This is a genomic window from Nostoc sp. C117, from assembly GCF_043099735.1.
Lineage (GTDB): Bacteria > Cyanobacteriota > Cyanobacteriia > Cyanobacteriales > Nostocaceae > Nostoc.
The window spans coordinates 1,735,901-1,752,657 of record NZ_CP170991.1 but is presented as its reverse complement, the minus strand read 5'-3'; the positions used below and the strand labels follow the sequence as shown (position 1 = coordinate 1,752,657).

Annotated in this window: 13 protein-coding genes and 1 tRNA gene; 7 read left to right on the top strand and 7 right to left on the bottom strand. The window is 40.1% G+C overall.

Features of this window, described 5'->3' with window-relative positions; genetic code table 11:
* Positions 1–19: 19 nt before the first annotated feature.
* The 4 genes from ACFG4S_RS08380 to ACFG4S_RS08365 all read right to left on the bottom strand — a co-directional run bounded on the left by ACFG4S_RS08380 (position 20) and on the right by ACFG4S_RS08365 (position 4,151).
* Positions 20–93 (bottom strand) — tRNA-Asp (locus ACFG4S_RS08380).
* A gap of 288 nt (positions 94–381) precedes the next feature.
* On the bottom strand, positions 382–636 hold the full coding sequence (locus tag ACFG4S_RS08375; protein WP_392534357.1) for a hypothetical protein: 255 nt from the start codon (positions 634–636) through the stop codon (positions 382–384).
* Positions 637–833: 197 nt separating this feature from the next.
* The gene (locus tag ACFG4S_RS08370; RefSeq protein WP_392534356.1) at positions 834–1,160 is read right to left on the bottom strand and encodes a hypothetical protein; all 327 of its coding nucleotides are present in this window, start codon (positions 1,158–1,160) and stop codon (positions 834–836) included.
* Positions 1,161–1,301: 141 nt separating this feature from the next.
* Positions 1,302–4,151 (bottom strand): CHAT domain-containing protein, encoded by a 2,850-nt coding sequence (locus ACFG4S_RS08365; protein WP_392534355.1) that lies wholly within the window; start codon positions 4,149–4,151, stop codon positions 1,302–1,304.
* Positions 4,152–4,392: 241 nt separating this feature from the next.
* Here ACFG4S_RS08365 and ACFG4S_RS08360 point away from each other — a divergent pair, with 241 nt between their 5' ends.
* From ACFG4S_RS08360 to ACFG4S_RS08345, 4 genes are all read left to right on the top strand, one after another.
* The gene (locus ACFG4S_RS08360; RefSeq protein ID WP_392534354.1) at positions 4,393–6,075 is read left to right on the top strand and encodes a DUF262 domain-containing protein; all 1,683 of its coding nucleotides are present in this window, start codon (positions 4,393–4,395) and stop codon (positions 6,073–6,075) included.
* A gap of 670 nt (positions 6,076–6,745) precedes the next feature.
* Positions 6,746–7,513, top strand: a complete 768-nt coding sequence (locus ACFG4S_RS08355; protein ID WP_392534353.1) for a DUF928 domain-containing protein — start codon at positions 6,746–6,748, stop codon at positions 7,511–7,513.
* A gap of 95 nt (positions 7,514–7,608) precedes the next feature.
* A complete protein-coding gene (locus tag ACFG4S_RS08350) occupies positions 7,609–9,843 on the top strand; it encodes a CHASE2 domain-containing protein (RefSeq protein ID WP_392534352.1) in 2,235 nt (744 codons plus the stop codon).
* A 284-nt stretch (positions 9,844–10,127) separates the two neighbouring features.
* The gene (locus ACFG4S_RS08345; protein WP_392534351.1) at positions 10,128–10,433 is read left to right on the top strand and encodes a hypothetical protein; all 306 of its coding nucleotides are present in this window, start codon (positions 10,128–10,130) and stop codon (positions 10,431–10,433) included.
* A gap of 335 nt (positions 10,434–10,768) precedes the next feature.
* Here the strand turns inward: ACFG4S_RS08345 and ACFG4S_RS08340 are convergent, their stop codons facing one another.
* Both ACFG4S_RS08340 and ACFG4S_RS08335 read right to left on the bottom strand, forming a co-directional pair.
* A complete protein-coding gene (locus ACFG4S_RS08340; RefSeq protein WP_392534350.1) occupies positions 10,769–11,542 on the bottom strand; it encodes a hypothetical protein in 774 nt (257 codons plus the stop codon).
* Positions 11,543–11,640: 98 nt separating this feature from the next.
* On the bottom strand, positions 11,641–12,045 hold the full coding sequence (locus tag ACFG4S_RS08335; RefSeq protein ID WP_392534349.1) for a hypothetical protein: 405 nt from the start codon (positions 12,043–12,045) through the stop codon (positions 11,641–11,643).
* Positions 12,046–12,110: 65 nt separating this feature from the next.
* On the opposite strand from ACFG4S_RS08335, the gene ACFG4S_RS08330 reads away from it, so the two are divergent.
* Entirely contained in the window at positions 12,111–12,776 is a 666-nt protein-coding gene (locus tag ACFG4S_RS08330; RefSeq protein ID WP_392534348.1) for a class I SAM-dependent methyltransferase, read from the top strand.
* A 205-nt stretch (positions 12,777–12,981) separates the two neighbouring features.
* Here ACFG4S_RS08330 and fusA read toward each other — a convergent pair whose 3' ends face one another.
* Entirely contained in the window at positions 12,982–14,985 is a 2,004-nt protein-coding gene (gene fusA / locus ACFG4S_RS08325; RefSeq protein ID WP_392534347.1) for an elongation factor G, read from the bottom strand.
* 288 nt (positions 14,986–15,273) lie between these two features.
* Here fusA and ACFG4S_RS08320 point away from each other — a divergent pair, with 288 nt between their 5' ends.
* Both ACFG4S_RS08320 and ACFG4S_RS08315 read left to right on the top strand, forming a co-directional pair.
* Positions 15,274–15,885 (top strand): macro domain-containing protein, encoded by a 612-nt coding sequence (locus tag ACFG4S_RS08320; RefSeq protein WP_392534346.1) that lies wholly within the window; start codon positions 15,274–15,276, stop codon positions 15,883–15,885.
* Positions 15,886–16,170: 285 nt separating this feature from the next.
* A complete protein-coding gene (locus tag ACFG4S_RS08315; RefSeq protein WP_392534345.1) occupies positions 16,171–16,737 on the top strand; it encodes a hypothetical protein in 567 nt (188 codons plus the stop codon).
* Positions 16,738–16,757: the final 20 nt, after the last annotated feature.

Here is a 16,757-nt window from a genome sequence, read left to right as displayed (position 1 = left end):
ACTTTTCATATATTTTGAACGGGACTGACGGGGCTCGAACCCGCAACTTCCGCCGTGACAGGGCGGTGCTCTAACCAATTGAACTACAGTCCCTTGTGGTCAACTTTGCTATTATCACTATTTTTTTTCTGCTTGTCAAGTGTTCTGGATTGAAAACTGAGGAATTATTTTTGCCCCGTTTTTCCAGGGTGCGATCGTCAATTTATTCTTAAAAGCTACACAATTAGGGTAGCGCAGCGATGTTATCCTACAAGGATCTATATTCATCGGTGGTTAGTTATTTTTTGTATCCCTTACCGATGTAGAAATTGCCATGTCGAGACACTTGAGTAATTCTGTCTATCAAATTTCCCGAAAAATATTGCAGATCTTATTAAAAATTTAAATTTCTTTATTGACGCCAATAGCTAGTTCTTTTTTGCTATGTTTCAACTGTTTCCAAAGCACCCTTATTTGCTCGTAAGCTTCTTCCACAGATAATTTTCCACCTGTTTGCAGAGAAGTAATGTAACTAATTTTTTGGGAAAATTCTTGCAGATTGGCATTAAAGACTAAGTTCTCTGGCTGGAATTTACCATAATACCGACTACGAGGGTAAAGAAAGTTATTTTTGTCTTGTGGATTAGGGTGTGTCATCAGTTCGCTCTTGATAATTATTACTACAGTTATAGACTTAATTTTTGTCTAAGTCTAAATACACAGCATAAATTTCCATTCCAGAACTACTGCTGAAAATAAATGACTCAGCACCAGGTAGTTTGGGTAAATTCCGTAACCTGATGATGGTCAATCTATACAATTCTCAAAGTCTAATGCCCCATACCCAATCTGTACTATTTTTTCGCAACGTCTTCAAAGTCTGTTATTGCATAAGCGAACTCCCTAAAAGCTGTCTTAATTAGAACCTCTTTGGTTCCTCTCTCCAGAGAAGAATTGCGTATGAGGTCTGTTAATTCTATAAACAGCAGAGAAAACATAAAACGATCTTGGCGATCAACTTGTTTTAAGCAAGACAATATAAACTCATAAAGCTCTGTTTTTCTAGGCTTGGTTTGTTCATCCCATATCTGCAATCCAAGCCGAAAAGTCCTCAAACGGATTTCATTACTGTTGTAGGACGCGTCTTTGTAGCGGACTGATACGCGTTGAGGTATGTCCATGAGTTTTAGCTATACATATTCAATGTAAAGTAATTATTCAGTTATATTTTGGTTCATCCGGAAAAATTGGGAATTGGGTGTTAGGAGTGCTGAGTTAGGAGTTAGTATTATCTCCTTTGCGCCTCTACTCCCTGATCTCCCTCACTTCCATTCACCTTGTAGGGTAAAAGCCGCCCAGTAATAAGGTGCAGCATATTTTTGAGTGCGCCATATTTCTAGCTGGGCTGTTCGCAATGCTGCCGCGGGTTTTAATCCTTCCTGTAGCATCTTTTTGTAAAATACTTTCATGAGTTCCGATGTTGCCTGGTCGTCTACACTCCACAGACTCACCACAACTCGTGGACTCCCTGCATACATAAATCCTCTCGTTAATCCTACCAATCCTTCACCTTTAACTTCCTCTCCCAATCCGGTTTTGCAAGCGCTAAGTACCACTAGTTCTGCTTTCAGGTTGAGGTTGAAGATATCGTGCAAGCGCAAAAAGCCATTTTCTGGCACTCCTTTGTTGTCAAATAGCGACAACACTATTCCTGATAATTCTGGATGCTTGCTGTTGAGAATGCCATGAGTCGCAAAATGGATGATACTATATTGACTCAAATCGTTGCTAGTCGCAGTGTTACGACTAGCGGTAAAATCAAAAGCTGACTTGGCTTTGTCAGCTGGAACAAGGGCAAGAATTTCCTCAGCTTCTTGGCGTGTAAACTGTAAACGCTTAAAGCTAATATCTGAATCTCTAGTTGCTCTGCTTAAAGCGAGGGTGTTTAAATTATCTTCTGGCACAGGTGCAGGAGGCACTTGTACTTTACTTTGGAGACGCTCATCATCAATACTAAAAATGGGATCTGCTAACACAACTAATGTCTTGGTAGCAGGTTTACGTTCTTTGTGTTCGCTTCTGAGAATAGCGACTGTAGAGACTGAGGGTAGAGTAATGATTTCGTGGTTAATTAGTAATGGTTCATAGCTGCTAGTTTGTTGTGAATTAGGTTTAGTTAGAGCGCCAAATGGTACATATTGCAAAGCCCCATCGCTAACAACTACTAAGCGTTTATTTTGGAGTTGTGGGGCTACTGGTGCAAGTATAATTTTAGAGAGAGCATCTATAGATGGGCTATGTTTGAGATATGGGGTAGTGATTTCTTGACGGAACTTTTGAACAATAGCTTCAATATCTGCACGTTTAGGTAATTCATAACTAGTGATACTCTTATTAGTAACTGCCCAAACATAACTGCGGTTTTCACCCAAAGAATATTCTAAAAGTAAGGTATCCTCATCAAGTACTTGCTGTTGAATTTGTGCGAGTGAAAGGGGTTGAGGTTGAGTCAAAGCTGCATAATGCGGACTAGTGGCACGGATTTGTGTCTGGACTTGCTGATATTGTTCTAGAACTGCTTCATTTTCTTTTTCTAAGGCTTGCAGTTGGATTTGAGTGTAATTACCACCTAATAGTTGTATTCGACGTTTTTCTAAAACATCAATTTGTTGTTGCAAGTTTTTTTCTTGAGAAAGCAATTTTGGTTCTACACCTTGGCGAATATCAGCTTTAGCTTCTGTCAGCAGTTCTAAAAGACTGCGAGCCCGCGCACGTTCGCTAATTTGTAATGCTAGAGCATCATACCCTTGGGATGGTTGCTGTTTGTGCAGTTGCATTAGCAAATCGATATAGAACTGATAATAATTTTGGACTGTAGCAAAATAGGAAGTGCGGAGTTCTTGAGAGTTAATTTTGGTACGCAAATCTTCAACAATATTGATGACTATTTTTATTTGAGTCAGGGCTGCATTAAGATTACCTTGCTTACGTTGAGCAGATGCAATGTTATAAATAGTTAGAGCTTCTCCTCCTCTATTTCCTACTTTTTGATATAGAGGTAGAGATTGTTGGTAATAATCCAGTGCCTTTTTCTGTTCTCCTAAATCTGAATAGATACTGCCAATATTGTTGAGGTTAGCTGCCAACCCTAATTTATTTTCTACAGATTGAAATAAAGGTAACGATTGGTGGAAGTAATCTAGCGCTTTTTGTTTTTCTCCAAATTTTGAATAGACATTGCCAATATTATTGAGGGTACGAGCTTCTCCTAGTTTATCTCCTATTTGTTTTCTGAGAACAAGAGATTGCTGTAAATAATTCAGCGCCTTTTGTTGTTCTCCTGAATCTAAGTAGATAGTGCCAATATTGTTAAGAGAAATGGATTCTGCTGACTCGTCTCCCATTTGTTTATATATGGGCAAACATTGCTGTAAATAATCTAGCGCTTTTTGTTTTTGTCCTAAATCTAAGTAAATTAAACTAATATTATTGATGGTACGTGCTTCCCCTAGTTTATCTCCTACTTCACGCCTGAGGGAAAGAGATTGTTGAAAATAATCTAGTGCTTTTTGAGATTCTCCCGAATTTAAGTAAACATTACCAATGTTATTGATAGTACGGGCTTCCCCGGTTTTATCTCCTATCTCTCGGTTAATTAACAAAGCTTGGTGAAAATAATCGAGTGCTTTTTGCAATTCTCCTAAATCTGAGTAGGTACTACCAATGTTGTTCAGAGTAATAGTTTCTCCTGTTTTATCTCCCAATTGACGCCTGAGTAATAGAGCTTGATTCAAATAATCGAGTGCTTTTTCCTGCTGTCCTAAATCTGAGTAGATTTTGCCGAGGTGAGCGACAGTAAAAGCTTCTGATGACCGATCGCCTATTTTGCGATAGAGTGGAAGTGCTTCTTGAAATTTAGCGATCGCCTTTAACAAAGATTCTGCTGTTCCTTGTTGGTATAGCTGCTTTCCCTCTTTATATGCAAGTTCTGCAGCAGTGTGAATCGCATCATTGGTCTGTGTCGTCTGGGCAATATTTACCGGATATTCTTTAGCAATTGCAATATTTGATTCTGTAAATAACAAAACACTGGTTAAAACAAGAATACTACGACCTGCTACAAATGGGATAAATTGCCATTGTATTGAGTCAGATATTTTAAATTTAGTCATATACATCTGCATTTCTTGAGCTTCCTAAATTTAGGATTCCCAAAAGGAAGTAAAAAATCTAAGATGCTTATGCACGCTGAACTGGTGGTGATTTTTCAAAGGAGAGGCTACGCCAACGTAAGTATATCCTATATGTAGCAGAGTATTTGTGACTTGTGGCGATCGCAGTAATTAGTGAGTTAAACTGCGTTTGATTAGGGAATGTAGCATCACATTATACTCAGGTAGTACTTGAAATCTTATGCCAGCAACCATTCACGCAACAGAAAAAGCACTATTCAAGGTTTTTAGTAATGACTTTGCATTTTCGATACCAGCTTATCAGCGTCCTTATGCTTGGACAAAAGAGCAAGCAGGTGATTTGTTAAGTGATTTGTTGTCTTTTTTAGGGGATGATTCAGAAACTATAGCCGATACCAACCCTTATTTTTTGGGGAGTATAGTTTTGATTAAAAGTGAAGATGCTCCTAAAGCCGATGTAGTTGATGGACAGCAGCGTTTGACAACGCTCACAATTCTTCTAGCTGTTTTACGAAGTTTACTCAGCGAAAAGAACGCATCAAAAATGACAAAATATATTTATCAGGAAGGCGATGAGATTGAAGGAACATCTGATTGTTATCGTCTTAAGTTAAGAGAACGAGATGAAGATTTCTTTCGTAAATATATACAATCCGAAAATAGATTAGATAATCTTCTAAAACTTGATGCTTCGCAGTTAACAGATAGCCAAAGAAACATTCAAGCAAACGCAAGTTATTTTCTTGGCAAATTGGGTCAACGTTCTGAGCAGGAGCGAGAGCGTTTTTCTCATTATCTAATGACACGCTGTTTCTTAGTACTTGTTTCTACGCCGGATCTTGACTCGGCTTATCGTATATTTTCTATTCTCAATGCACGTGGTTTAGACCTCTCACTCAGTGATTTCCTGAAATCAGAGGTTATTGGAGAAATTGATCCATCTGAACAGGATAAATACACAAGAATCTGGGAAACTGAAGAAGAAGATTTAGGTCGAGAGACGTTTCAAGAACTATTTTCCCATATCCGGATGATTGAGCGTAAGGCAAAACTGAGTGAGACAGCCCTTAATGAATTTCGTAAATATATACTGCCCAAGAGAGAGCCGCAGAAATTTATTAATGAGGTACTAAAGCCATATTCTGATGCTTTAGAGATTATTAAAACAGCAAATTACCACAGTGGTAAAGATGCCAAAACTATTAATTCTTTGCTTCGATGGTTAAATCAAATAGACAACGTTGATTGGATTCCACCAGCAATTTTTTATTTTTCTAAAAATAGCTATTATCCTGATAAATTAAAGCAGTTTTTTACTGGACTAGAAAGATTAGCCGCGGGATTAATGATTTTACGAGCAGATATCAATGAACGTATACGGCGGTATGGAAAACTCATTGCAGCTATTGAAGGAGATATCGATCTCTACGCATTTGAGTCACCTTTACAGCTAACTCCTGAAGAAATTAATCGAATCATTAAAACGCTTGATGGAGATTTATATCTCATCACACGAATTAGACAATATGTTCTTCTGCGCCTTGACTCTGCACTTTGCGAAGGCGAAGCGACTTATGACTATCCAGTTATTACAGTTGAGCATGTCCTTCCTCAAAATCCCAGTCAAGGAAGTATATGGCTTAAATGGTTTCCGAATGATGAAGAGCGTATTCAGTATGTGCATCGTATAGGGAATTTAGCGTTGCTTTCTCGAAAGAAGAATGCAGAGGCGCAAAACTACGACTTTGATAAAAAGAAAAAAAAGTATTTTTTGAGTAATACAAGTATCGTGCCTTTTGTGCTGACAACCCAAGTTTTACAGCAATCTGAATGGACTCCAGAAGTTATCAATCAGCGACAAGAAGATTGTTTGCAAAGCCTTAGACAAATATGGCGGCTGTAAGTGCGATCGCCACGCCACTTTTAATCTAAGCAACACACAAATAGGCTGGTAGGGGCATACAGCTAGCTGCACGCCCCATTTGTTTGATATCAGGTTTTCTGGTGTGGATACCTAGTAATTAACCGATTAGACTGGTTGTATTTGTGGATGACCATCTTCAACCAGAACCACAAATTAAGCTCGATTACTAATAGTTTCAGATGGGGTTGTAACGGTTGATAAAACTAGATAGTCTGTCTTATAGGTTGTGGGACTCAGGACACAACTAGTATATCCCCATTGATGATTGAAGAACTTAATGCAATGACCAATGAAGGAATCTTATCTAGCTAATAGAATAATTACTAAATAGCCAAGATATTTCTGTGAAAATTTTGAGCCTGATTTTTACTTCTATGATTTTTTTAAGATGCACCTAAAGGATTTACATAATAACTACATGAATCAAGTACAGCCTTACATAGAATTGGTATTACTCAAATCCCTCATTTCTCGAATAAGTCGCGTATCTGTTTTTTGAGATCGGTAACAACGATAAACTTTGGTTATACTTGACAGTCTTTCATTGAATGTGAAATCTCAGTCTGCTTTTGGGGAATACTTGATTTAGTCAACTGACTATTTGCAATTTTAGTTATCCAATCTAGAACCAAGGTATTTTGATATCAATATGAAATGGATTAAGCCATCCCAATATTTTCTAGTGTTTTCCTTACCTTTGTATTTGAATTTCGTTCAGCTTGCCTTGACAGCACAGGCTCAGTTGTCTCAACAAAACAAAACTTGGCAAATTAGTCAAACATTTAAGCCACCAAAGCGGGGAGCGCCTCCGGCAAGTGCTGGTGGTTCAACTCGTGGTGGCTCTTGTCTCGCAGATAAAAAACTGATAACTCCCTTAATCCCTCCAAATAAATTAGGGCTGACACTTAGTCAACATCCGACATTTTTTTGGCATCTACCGGAATCTTCAGTCAAAACAGCCAAGTTTTTGCTTCTTACCGATGACGATCGCACAGAATTTTATACAACATCTTTTACACTTCCAAATAGATCCGGAATTGTTAGCTTTAAACTTCCTGATAGTGCCCCTGCGCTTGCAATAGGTAAAACATATCATTGGTATTTCACAATTCTTTGCGATGCTCAAGACTCCAGTGAAAATCCGATTGTAGATGGTTGGGTAGAACGGATTCAACCAGAATTACCCTTGTCTCAGGCGTTAGCAAAAGCCAATTTGCAAAACTTGCCCAGCATCTATGCAGAAGCGGGAATTTGGCACGAAGCCCTGACTACTTTAGTGCAACTACGCCGATCTGAGCCGAATAATTTAAAAGTGAGGATCGATTGGAGACAATTTTTCAAATCAGTTGGTTTAAGTGCGATCGCCCCAAGTCCAGTAATTAATTGTTGTACATCTAAAAATTCGTCATCAAATTAAACATTTGGGATTAGGTATCGGGCATTGGGATAATTTATCACTTGTAACTTACAACGGGCTAAACGCCCCGCTAACAGCACTTAGCACTAAATATTATGTGGGCAAAGTTGAAACCGCGAATTTGGCAATGGCGGGGTGTTTTATTTGCAGTTCCCAATATTACAGTTCTGGTGATTGCACTACGCTTGACTGGATTACTGCAATTATTGGAATTGGCTGGACTGGATCAATTTTTTCTCCTCCGTCCACCAGAACCAGTTGATACTCGTATTGTGATAGTTGAAATTAATGAGGCAGATATCCGCAAGCAAGGACAGTGGCCGATGTCGGATGCGGTGCTTACCAATGTATTAGATAATATTAAACAACAGCAACCGAGAGCGATCGGTTTAGATATTTATCGAGATTTACCTGTAAATCCTGGTCATCAAGCTCTAGTTAAACTGTTTAAGTCTACCCCCAATTTGATTGGTGTACAAAAAACTTCTGATAGCTTCGATAGTTCTTCAGTTGATGCATCTCCAGTACTAAAACAACTCAATCAAATTGGAGCAAACGATTTACCTTTAGATGGAGATGGCAAAATTCGACGAGGATTACTTTACGTTAATTTAAAAAATGATGAAGTTCTAGAAAGTTTTGCGTTGAAACTGGCTTTGTTGTACTTGAAACCTGAAGGAATTACCTCGAAGCCATCAGCAAATAACTCTAATTATTTGCAGTTAAATCACGCTATTTTTCCTACTTTTGAAGCTAATGATGGAGGTTATGTCAGAGCAGATGCAGGAAGTTATCAAATAATTTTGAACTATCGAGGAAGGATACAACAGTTTCATAAAATTTCTCTCACAGAAGTACAAAAAAATCGCATTCCACCAAATTTCATGCGGGGGAAAGTGGTATTAATTGGTGCTACGGCTGAAAGTTTAAAAGATTTGTTTTATACGCCTTATAGCAGCAATGTACTGACTGAGCCAGAACGCATGGCGGGTGTGACAATTCATGCTAATTTAATTAGTCAAATTTTGAGTGCGGCTTTGGATGGTCGTACTCTGATTAAAACTTTACCTGAACCGATAGAATGGCTATTGATTTTGATCTGGTCAATTATTGGTGCTATTTTATGTTGGCGACAACGCCACAGCAGTAACCAGAAAATTTTTGTGGCTGTTGGTTTAGGGGCTGCTGGTTTACTCGGTGGTAGCTTTTTAGCCTTTCTAGCTGGTTGGTGGATTCCGGTTGTACCTTCAATGCTGGCGTTAGGAGGTTCTGCGATCGCCCTGACTCAGTATATTGCCCAAGGGTCTGCGGAAATGCGAAAAACTCTTGGTCGCTATCTAACTGATGAAATAGTCGCCAATATCCTAGAAACTCCTTCTGGGTTGAAGCTAGGAGGAGAACGAAGAAAAGTTACAGTTCTGGTATCTGATTTAAGAGGATTTTCGGCTATTTCTGAACAATTACCCCCAGAGGAAGTAGTCAGGATTCTCAATCTTTATCTGGGAGCAATGACCGATGTAATTAACCAGCATAAAGGCACAATTAATGAGTTTATGGGCGATGGCATTTTTGTGATCTTTGGTGCGCCCATTAGTCGCCCAGATGATTCTCAAAGAGCGATCGCTTGTGCTATTGCTATGCAATTAGCTATGAAACAAGTAAACGAAAAAAATCAGCAAATGAATTTACCAATTCTCGAAATGGGAATTGGAATTAATACAGGCGAAGTCGTAGCCGGAAATATTGGTTCTCAAAAACGCGCTCAGTATACAGTTATTGGTAGTCATGTCAATTTGGCTGCCCGAATTGAAACTTATACTGTGGGAGGGCAGATTTTAATTTCCGAAAATACTTGCAAAGATGCCAATATTGACCTGAGAATTGCTGGAGAATTACAAATAAAACCTAAGGGCATCAAAGATCCTGTGACAATTTGTGATATTCGTGGCATTGGCGGTCAACATAATCTATTCTTGCCTGAAGATGATGAAGCGATGGTTACCCTCAATGCAGAAGTACCTCTAGAATACAGCATTTTACAGGGAAAACATGCAGAAGGAACAGTATTTGCAGGAAATTTAGTTTGTCTTTCAGAAAAAGCGGCACAACTGCAATCTTTGCATTCTTTAGAAACTTTGAATAATCTCAAACTGAAATTATTAATTAAATCAGAAATATCTTCAGAAATATCTACAGAAGAAGAATATATTTATGCCAAAGTAATAAAACAATCTGATGTGGAAAAGAATCTCTTTCTAATTCGGTTTACAGCCATTCCTCCAAAAGCGATCGCATTTCTCAATGCCCTCCGTCAGTCCGGATCGGACTAGGACAAAAATATTGTATTGAAATAGTCACCAATTCAGCGTCAATATCGTCAACCGAAAAATTACCTACTGTAATAGCTTTTTTTTAAACAGTAGCAATTGTTGCTGATAGAAGTAGGCGATCGCGGTAAGATTTTGGACTTAAGCTCGATTCAACTTCAATAACTCCTAACTCTGACCGAATAATTAATATTTTGTAATATATGGTACAGACTAAGCAACTTGAGTTATGAAGGTCAAAATATGATTTGTTCTCAAACTGAGATTAAATAACATCCTAAGGACAAATGACGAACATAAACAACTTTCAAAGACTAGTAGAACTTGCAAACGATCATGGAATTATTTGCCAGCCAACACCAGAAGAATGCTTGATTGCAACCTTACCTGGAGACGATGATTTCTTATTAGCTTTTACTTGGTCTGGTGCAATTGAAGGAGAGCCGCCAGAGCATGAATTAATCGCAGTTAGCGTACAGGATATAGTTAAAGAAGTTACCGTTGCAGCTTGGCAGATACCTTTTTATTTATTCGGAAACGTTTTAAGGCAAGCTCAGATGCTTGTTGCTGCCCACAAAGATTTTGTTAGTTAGCAGAAAAGACCCAGCTAAAAACTACTATCCCTGTCAACTTTGGCAGGGATATAGGACTACTCTTTGATTTTTGAAAAGATACGTAGGGTGCGTTAGCGACAGCGTAACGCACCAAAGCCTTAAGAATGGTGCGTTACGGCTTACGCCTAACACACCCTACAAATACTTAGATTTTTCAGAAATCAAATATGATTCCTATAGTAGTTTTCACCAATGATTTCAGAATACTTATTAACCCAATACAGATCGGATGAGAGCAAAACATTTGTAGAGACGGCGATTTATCGCGTTTTGTAGAAACAGCGGGCGATTTATCATGTTTTTCAGGAGATAATTCAGGCTGTTTTAAAAAATCGGATAATTTCGCGGACACGATCGAGAAATTGTCCGTCAGTGGAAAGTTGCGCGATCGCGTTTCTAGCTTCTCTACCTAAACGCTCATGTTCAGTTTGATTTGTCGCCCTTAATTCTTCTAAATTAGCCGCAATTCTGGCTAAATCTCGGCGGGTCTCTTCGGCAAAGCGTTGTTGAGTTGTGGGTAATGAGTAGGGTTGTTCTGGATTGAGTTGATCTTCTAGCGATTGGATTTTTTGTTCCAATAGAGAAAAGCGATCGCGCAATTCAATAATATCTTCACGGGGATACTTCCATTCTTGGCGAATCATCGCTAATCGTGCATATAAATACTCATATGCCCGAATCGCTGGACGCAGAATTGTTAATAATAAAGCTGCACCAGAACTTATATATCCCACCGTACTAATACCAGTTGCGGCGAGAGTATAAAGACCAATGGCTGAGAGTAAGTGTAAAGCAATGGCAACCCAGAGCGATCGCTTTGCCAAAACTGTGACATACTTCACTTGTTTCTCATCGACTGGAATTCCTTTCTCACTTGATTGTGCTGCTTCTGCTAAGACTTCTTTAGCTTGAAAATGGACATTCCACGGTACGGTAACAATTACCAACAGCCACCAAAAACTCGCACCACCAATCACCCAATCGAGAAAATTACCAGCCGGTATGTGCAACCATTGCAGCAAACCAAAAGCCGCTAGCACTACAACCACAATTCCGGCAATGGAACTGATGAAAAAGTTAATATACATTTTGCCCTGTCTCCGAAAGGATTAACTCGATCGTGACTGTGCCCCAGCAGTTATACTGAAATCATTGTGATGCTTTTTCTAGCTGCACACATCAGCTATCAGATAAGATAACTGCGCCAAATTGGTTTAGTATTTTTACTATCCTTATCTGGAAGCAGTAATCGCCAAGTTTTACCTTCTTGCTGAATTTGCAGATAAACTTCAAAGGATTTTTTCGGTTGTGTCAATTGTCGTTTTGGTAACTTAACAATTAAGTCGTAAGTTCCCCGAACGCGGAAAGCTGGTAAATTTTCAATGGTTAGGGGTTGCTCTTGGCTAATTGATAGCCGCTTAATTTCAAAGCCTTGAAAATCTAGATCCAACTGTTGGCTGAGCTTTTGTTGAGTTTGTTCTAACTCAAATGCGATCGCTTTTTGCACTAACTCGCTAGTCGGTAGCAGTCCAATACTGCCACAGGCTGTCACTAGCACCAGCAATATTGCTGTCAAAACTAACCGCACCATGTTTTTTGAGATTCCACTCTTGGGCGATAGTATAACTGTAGATTCTCTTAATTTTCTCATCTACTATGCCAAAACAGTCTATAGGTCTTGATAATCAACTCTACAATTATCTGTTATCGGTTTCTCTACGGGAGCCAGAGGTTCTTCAGAAATTGCGCCAAGAAACCGCCAGTCATCCCAGAGGCACAATGCAGATTTCACCAGAACAAGGACAGTTTATGAGACTTTTGGTGCAACTCATTGGCGCCAAAAAAACTCTAGAAGTTGGAGTGTTTACCGGTTATAGCTCACTTTCTGTAGCTTTGGCGCTACCAGATGATGGAAAAATTATCGCTTGTGATGTGAGCGAAGAATTTACCGCGATCGCCCGACGGTATTGGCAGGAAGCCGGGGTTAGCGATAAAATTGACCTACACTTGGTGCCAGCTTTAGAAACTTTAGATCGATTGTTGGCAACTGGACAGGCCGAAACATTTGATTTTGCTTTTATTGATGCTGATAAAGAGAATTATGATGGATATTATGAGCGATCGCTACAATTAGTCCGTCCAGGTGGATTAATTGCTATTGATAATGTTTTATGGTCAGGAGAAGTTGCCAATCGGCAAAATCAAGATGAAAGTACCCAAGCAATCCGAGCTATTAATGAAAAGTTACATCATGACGAACGGGTAAATATTTCTCTTGTCCCGATCGCTGATGGACTGACTTTAGCACTTAAACGACGTTAAATAATTAGACCTCTTGCAAAAGTCCTTTTTCCGCGTTCTTCTCTGCGCTTCTGCGTGAGACAAAAAAATATTTATGCAAGAAGTCTATTGATTATTACAATCAGACAAACCTGCCAGTCATTATTATTTTCAGACTTGACTTAATTAAGCTCCAGCTTATGTTTTTATCGCAGAAGCTGGAGCTATGCTAATTGGCAATGTGGGTTTAAGACTGTCGATAGCAGCCAAATTCCATCGAAAAAGTCGCCATACCAGAAGTAAGCGATCGCAATTCTGTAGAATACCCAAACATTCGCGCCAGCGGTACTTCTGCTCGAATCACCGTGTATCCCTGCATTGTCTCAGAACCCAACAACAAAGCCCGACGAGAGGATAAGTCACCTTGAACCCTTCCCATAAACTCGTGGGGTGTTTCCACCTCTACAAGCATGATGGGTTCCAGGATGTAGGGTTTGGCTTTGGCGATCGCACCCTCAATTGCTTGATGGGATGCTGACCGGAAAGCCAATTCTGAAGAGTCAATTGGATGATAAGAACCACCATCTAAAACGACTTTCACCCCAGTTACCGGATAGCCTTCCAGCTGTCCTGATTGCATCGCCTCACGGAAACCCTTCTCGCACGCCGGGATATATTCTTTGGGAATCGCACCTCCAACCACTTGATTCTCAAAGACAAACGGCTCATCTGTGGGTTCAATCCACCCAGTAATATGGGCGTATTGACCGGGACCGCCTGACTGTTTCTTGAATCGGTAGTCAAAAGTAGCTTGTTGCCTAATGGTTTCGCGGTACGCCACCGCAGGAGTACCAACGAAAACCTCGGCATTATATTCTCGTTGAATGCGTTCGAGGTAGATTTCCAAATGGAGTTCGCCCATCCCAGAAATCAGAGTTGCTCCTGATTCGGGATCGATGCTCAACCGGAAGGTGGGATCTTCCCTTTGAAAGCGATTGAGTGCCTTGGAAAGGCGATCGCTATCTTCCTGTTTCTTGGGCGTAATTGCCAGCGTAATCACTGGTTCCGGCACAAACATCTTTTCTAGAGATACCAGTGGTTCCCCAGAACAGAATGTATCACCAGAAGCGCAATCCACACCCAACAGAGCCACAATATCCCCAGCTACGGCAACTTTTACCTCTTCTCGCTTATTGGCGTGCATTCTCACCAAGCGACCGATTTGCACCCGTTGTTCAGTCCGTGAGTTGTAGACAATATCGCCTGGTTTGAGCGTCCCAGAGTAAATCCGGGTATAGATCAACTGCCCAAAGGACTCAAGGGTGAGTTTAAATGCCAATGCCACCAAAGGATCATCAGGGTTAGGGTAGACACTCACCGACTCTGCGGTTTTGACCACTTCTCTATCTATGGGAGATGGTAGATAGAGCGCAACTGCATCCAATAAGTTTTGCACTCCTTTATTTTTGAATGCCGAACCCACCAATACAGGTGTGAATTCGAGGCTCAAGGTTGCCTGTCGGATAGTTTGCCAAATTAATTCTTTGGGAATCTCCTCACCCGCCAGTAGCATCCCAGTCATCGATTCTGAGTAGAGCGACAAAGTATCTAGCAGTTTGTCGCGTGCCTGTTGCGCCTCATCCCTAAGAGGTTCGGGAATTGGCTTTTTCACCCAGTTTTCCCCGTTTTCACCTTCAAAATAGTCGGCGGTCATTTCTACCAGGTCAATTACTCCCTGGAATTGGTCTTCACTGCCGATAGGATATTGGAGCAATACTGCATTTAGTTGCAAGCGATCGCGTATTCCCTGTACTACACGAAATGGATCTGCTCCCGTCCGATCCATTTTGTTAATGAACGCCAAACGCGGCACACGGTAGCGCTTCATTTGCCGATCCACCGTAATGGACTGGGACTGCACACCCGCCACAGCACACAGCACCATCACTGCCCCATCCAATACCCTTAAAGCGCGTTCCACTTCAATTGTAAAATCTACGTGTCCAGGTGTATCAATCAGGTTAATTTGAGTATCGTGCCATTGGCAGGTAGTAGCAGCAGAAGTGATAGTTATACCATGCAGCTTTTCTTCTGGCATAAAATCCATCGTTGCACCCTTACCGCCTCCCCGCACTTCCTCAATAGCGTGGATTCTGCCCGTGTAGAAGAGAATTCGCTCTGACAGCGTAGTTTTACCAGAGTCGATGTGGGCAGAGATACCAATATTTCGGATGCGTGTTCGGGGAATCATAAAATTTCCTTTTGTTCAAGCGACAAACAGTCACCAACTGAGTGGTGACATATTTTGTATTATATGTGTAGTATAAATAAAAGACAAGGCTGATAATACAGAAAAACCGTTGATATTTGCCCTAGTAGTCTGCAAACCCAAAATTGTTAGGTGAGGGCTGGGGAAAGGGTAAAAGGGAAAGGGCAAGGGATTTGAAACCTTTCCCCCTTACCCCTTACCCCGCCAAGTTTCCTTGGCGAACTACTAGCTGACGTTTAAAATAGGTATTCAAGCGGAGGAAATGAAAGCTTGAAATTGATATTGGTAGCTCCTGACTCTTTGTTGTGTGCAGCCTTTCAACAGCATTTTAATTATTTACCCAATATAGAAATAGTGAATGACTATTTCGAGTGGTTGCCAGATTTTGATTGTATGGTTAGCCCTGCTAACTCTTTCGGAATGATGGATGGTGGCATAGATGCGGCAATTATCCGTTTTTTCGGTCATTCCTTAATGGCAAAAGTCCAGCAGCGCATTCTTGAAGATTATTTGGGTGAACAGCCTGTAGGAACATCAATGATTGTGGAAACAGGTCATTACAAGCATCTTTTTTTGGCTCATACTCCTACGATGCGAGTTCCCATGATTATTGCTGGGACAGATATTCCTTATATCGCAATGTGGGCGATGCTGCTGGCAGTTCGGCATCATAATCAACACGCCAAGCAAAAAATTAATACCATTGCCTGTCCTGGATTGGGTACGGGAATAGGACGAGTGCCATATACTGAAGCTGCTAGACAGATGGCATTAGCTTACGATCATTTTTTGTATCCACCCAAGCATCTTAATTGCATAGTTGCGGCTGAAAGACAACTTCAGATATGGGAAGGAGGAGATTTTAGAACATCAATTCAGTAATTCTGTTATAACTTCTCCTCCAAACCACTCTATGGTGTACACAGAAGTATGAAACAATTTACTCATCTGGGTTTTAGCGTAGGCTTTAACCCTAACTAAGTAAAGCTGCGTAAATAATTCAAGGTTTGTAGTGTTCGCGTAGCGTCTCGCAGAGAGGACTTTAGTCCTCTTATAAGGGCTGGAGCCGCTTACTACAAACTAATCTCAATATTTTTACATTACTTAATCTAGTTTGATTTATTCTCACCGACTTGCTTAAATATAAAATTGGTATAAGAACAAAAAATGACTGGTCAAGTTAGTGATGGATTAATCTATAAAAGTCAAATATTCTGCATTGCAGGTGTTGATGGCGTAGGATTATTTGAGCCAACACAGCACGGTTTTTCTCCTCAATTGGGTACAACAGCTTGTTGGCGAGGCTATTCTTGCACTTATAAGATAATAGAAGAAACACTTTACTTAAAAGAATTAATTATCTCCGTCGGACTAAAAGAAAAACTTGCTATAAAACATGGTAGAGCAAAAAGAGATTTTCTGGGTGTCTTACCATATCTACGAAATACACCTGTGGGTCATCCTAGTGCTATTTATGATGAGCTCAATCATCTTATTGAATTCACAGGAAGCTTATTATTAGCTAATAATTTTATTAATAGTTTATATGTTCATCTTGGCTTTCAACCTGCTTATAAATACGAGGAAGTTCATGAACTTATCTTTGACAGTGGTTATCTGATGCAAAGCATTAACCGCTCCGAAGAAATGGCAGAAATTCGCCAAAAAATTCTTCCACAGTCTAAGTTCTATGACCAATGGCATCTTACATGGAGAGGTAAAGACGGTTCGTAAGTAAGATAATCTAAAATTTA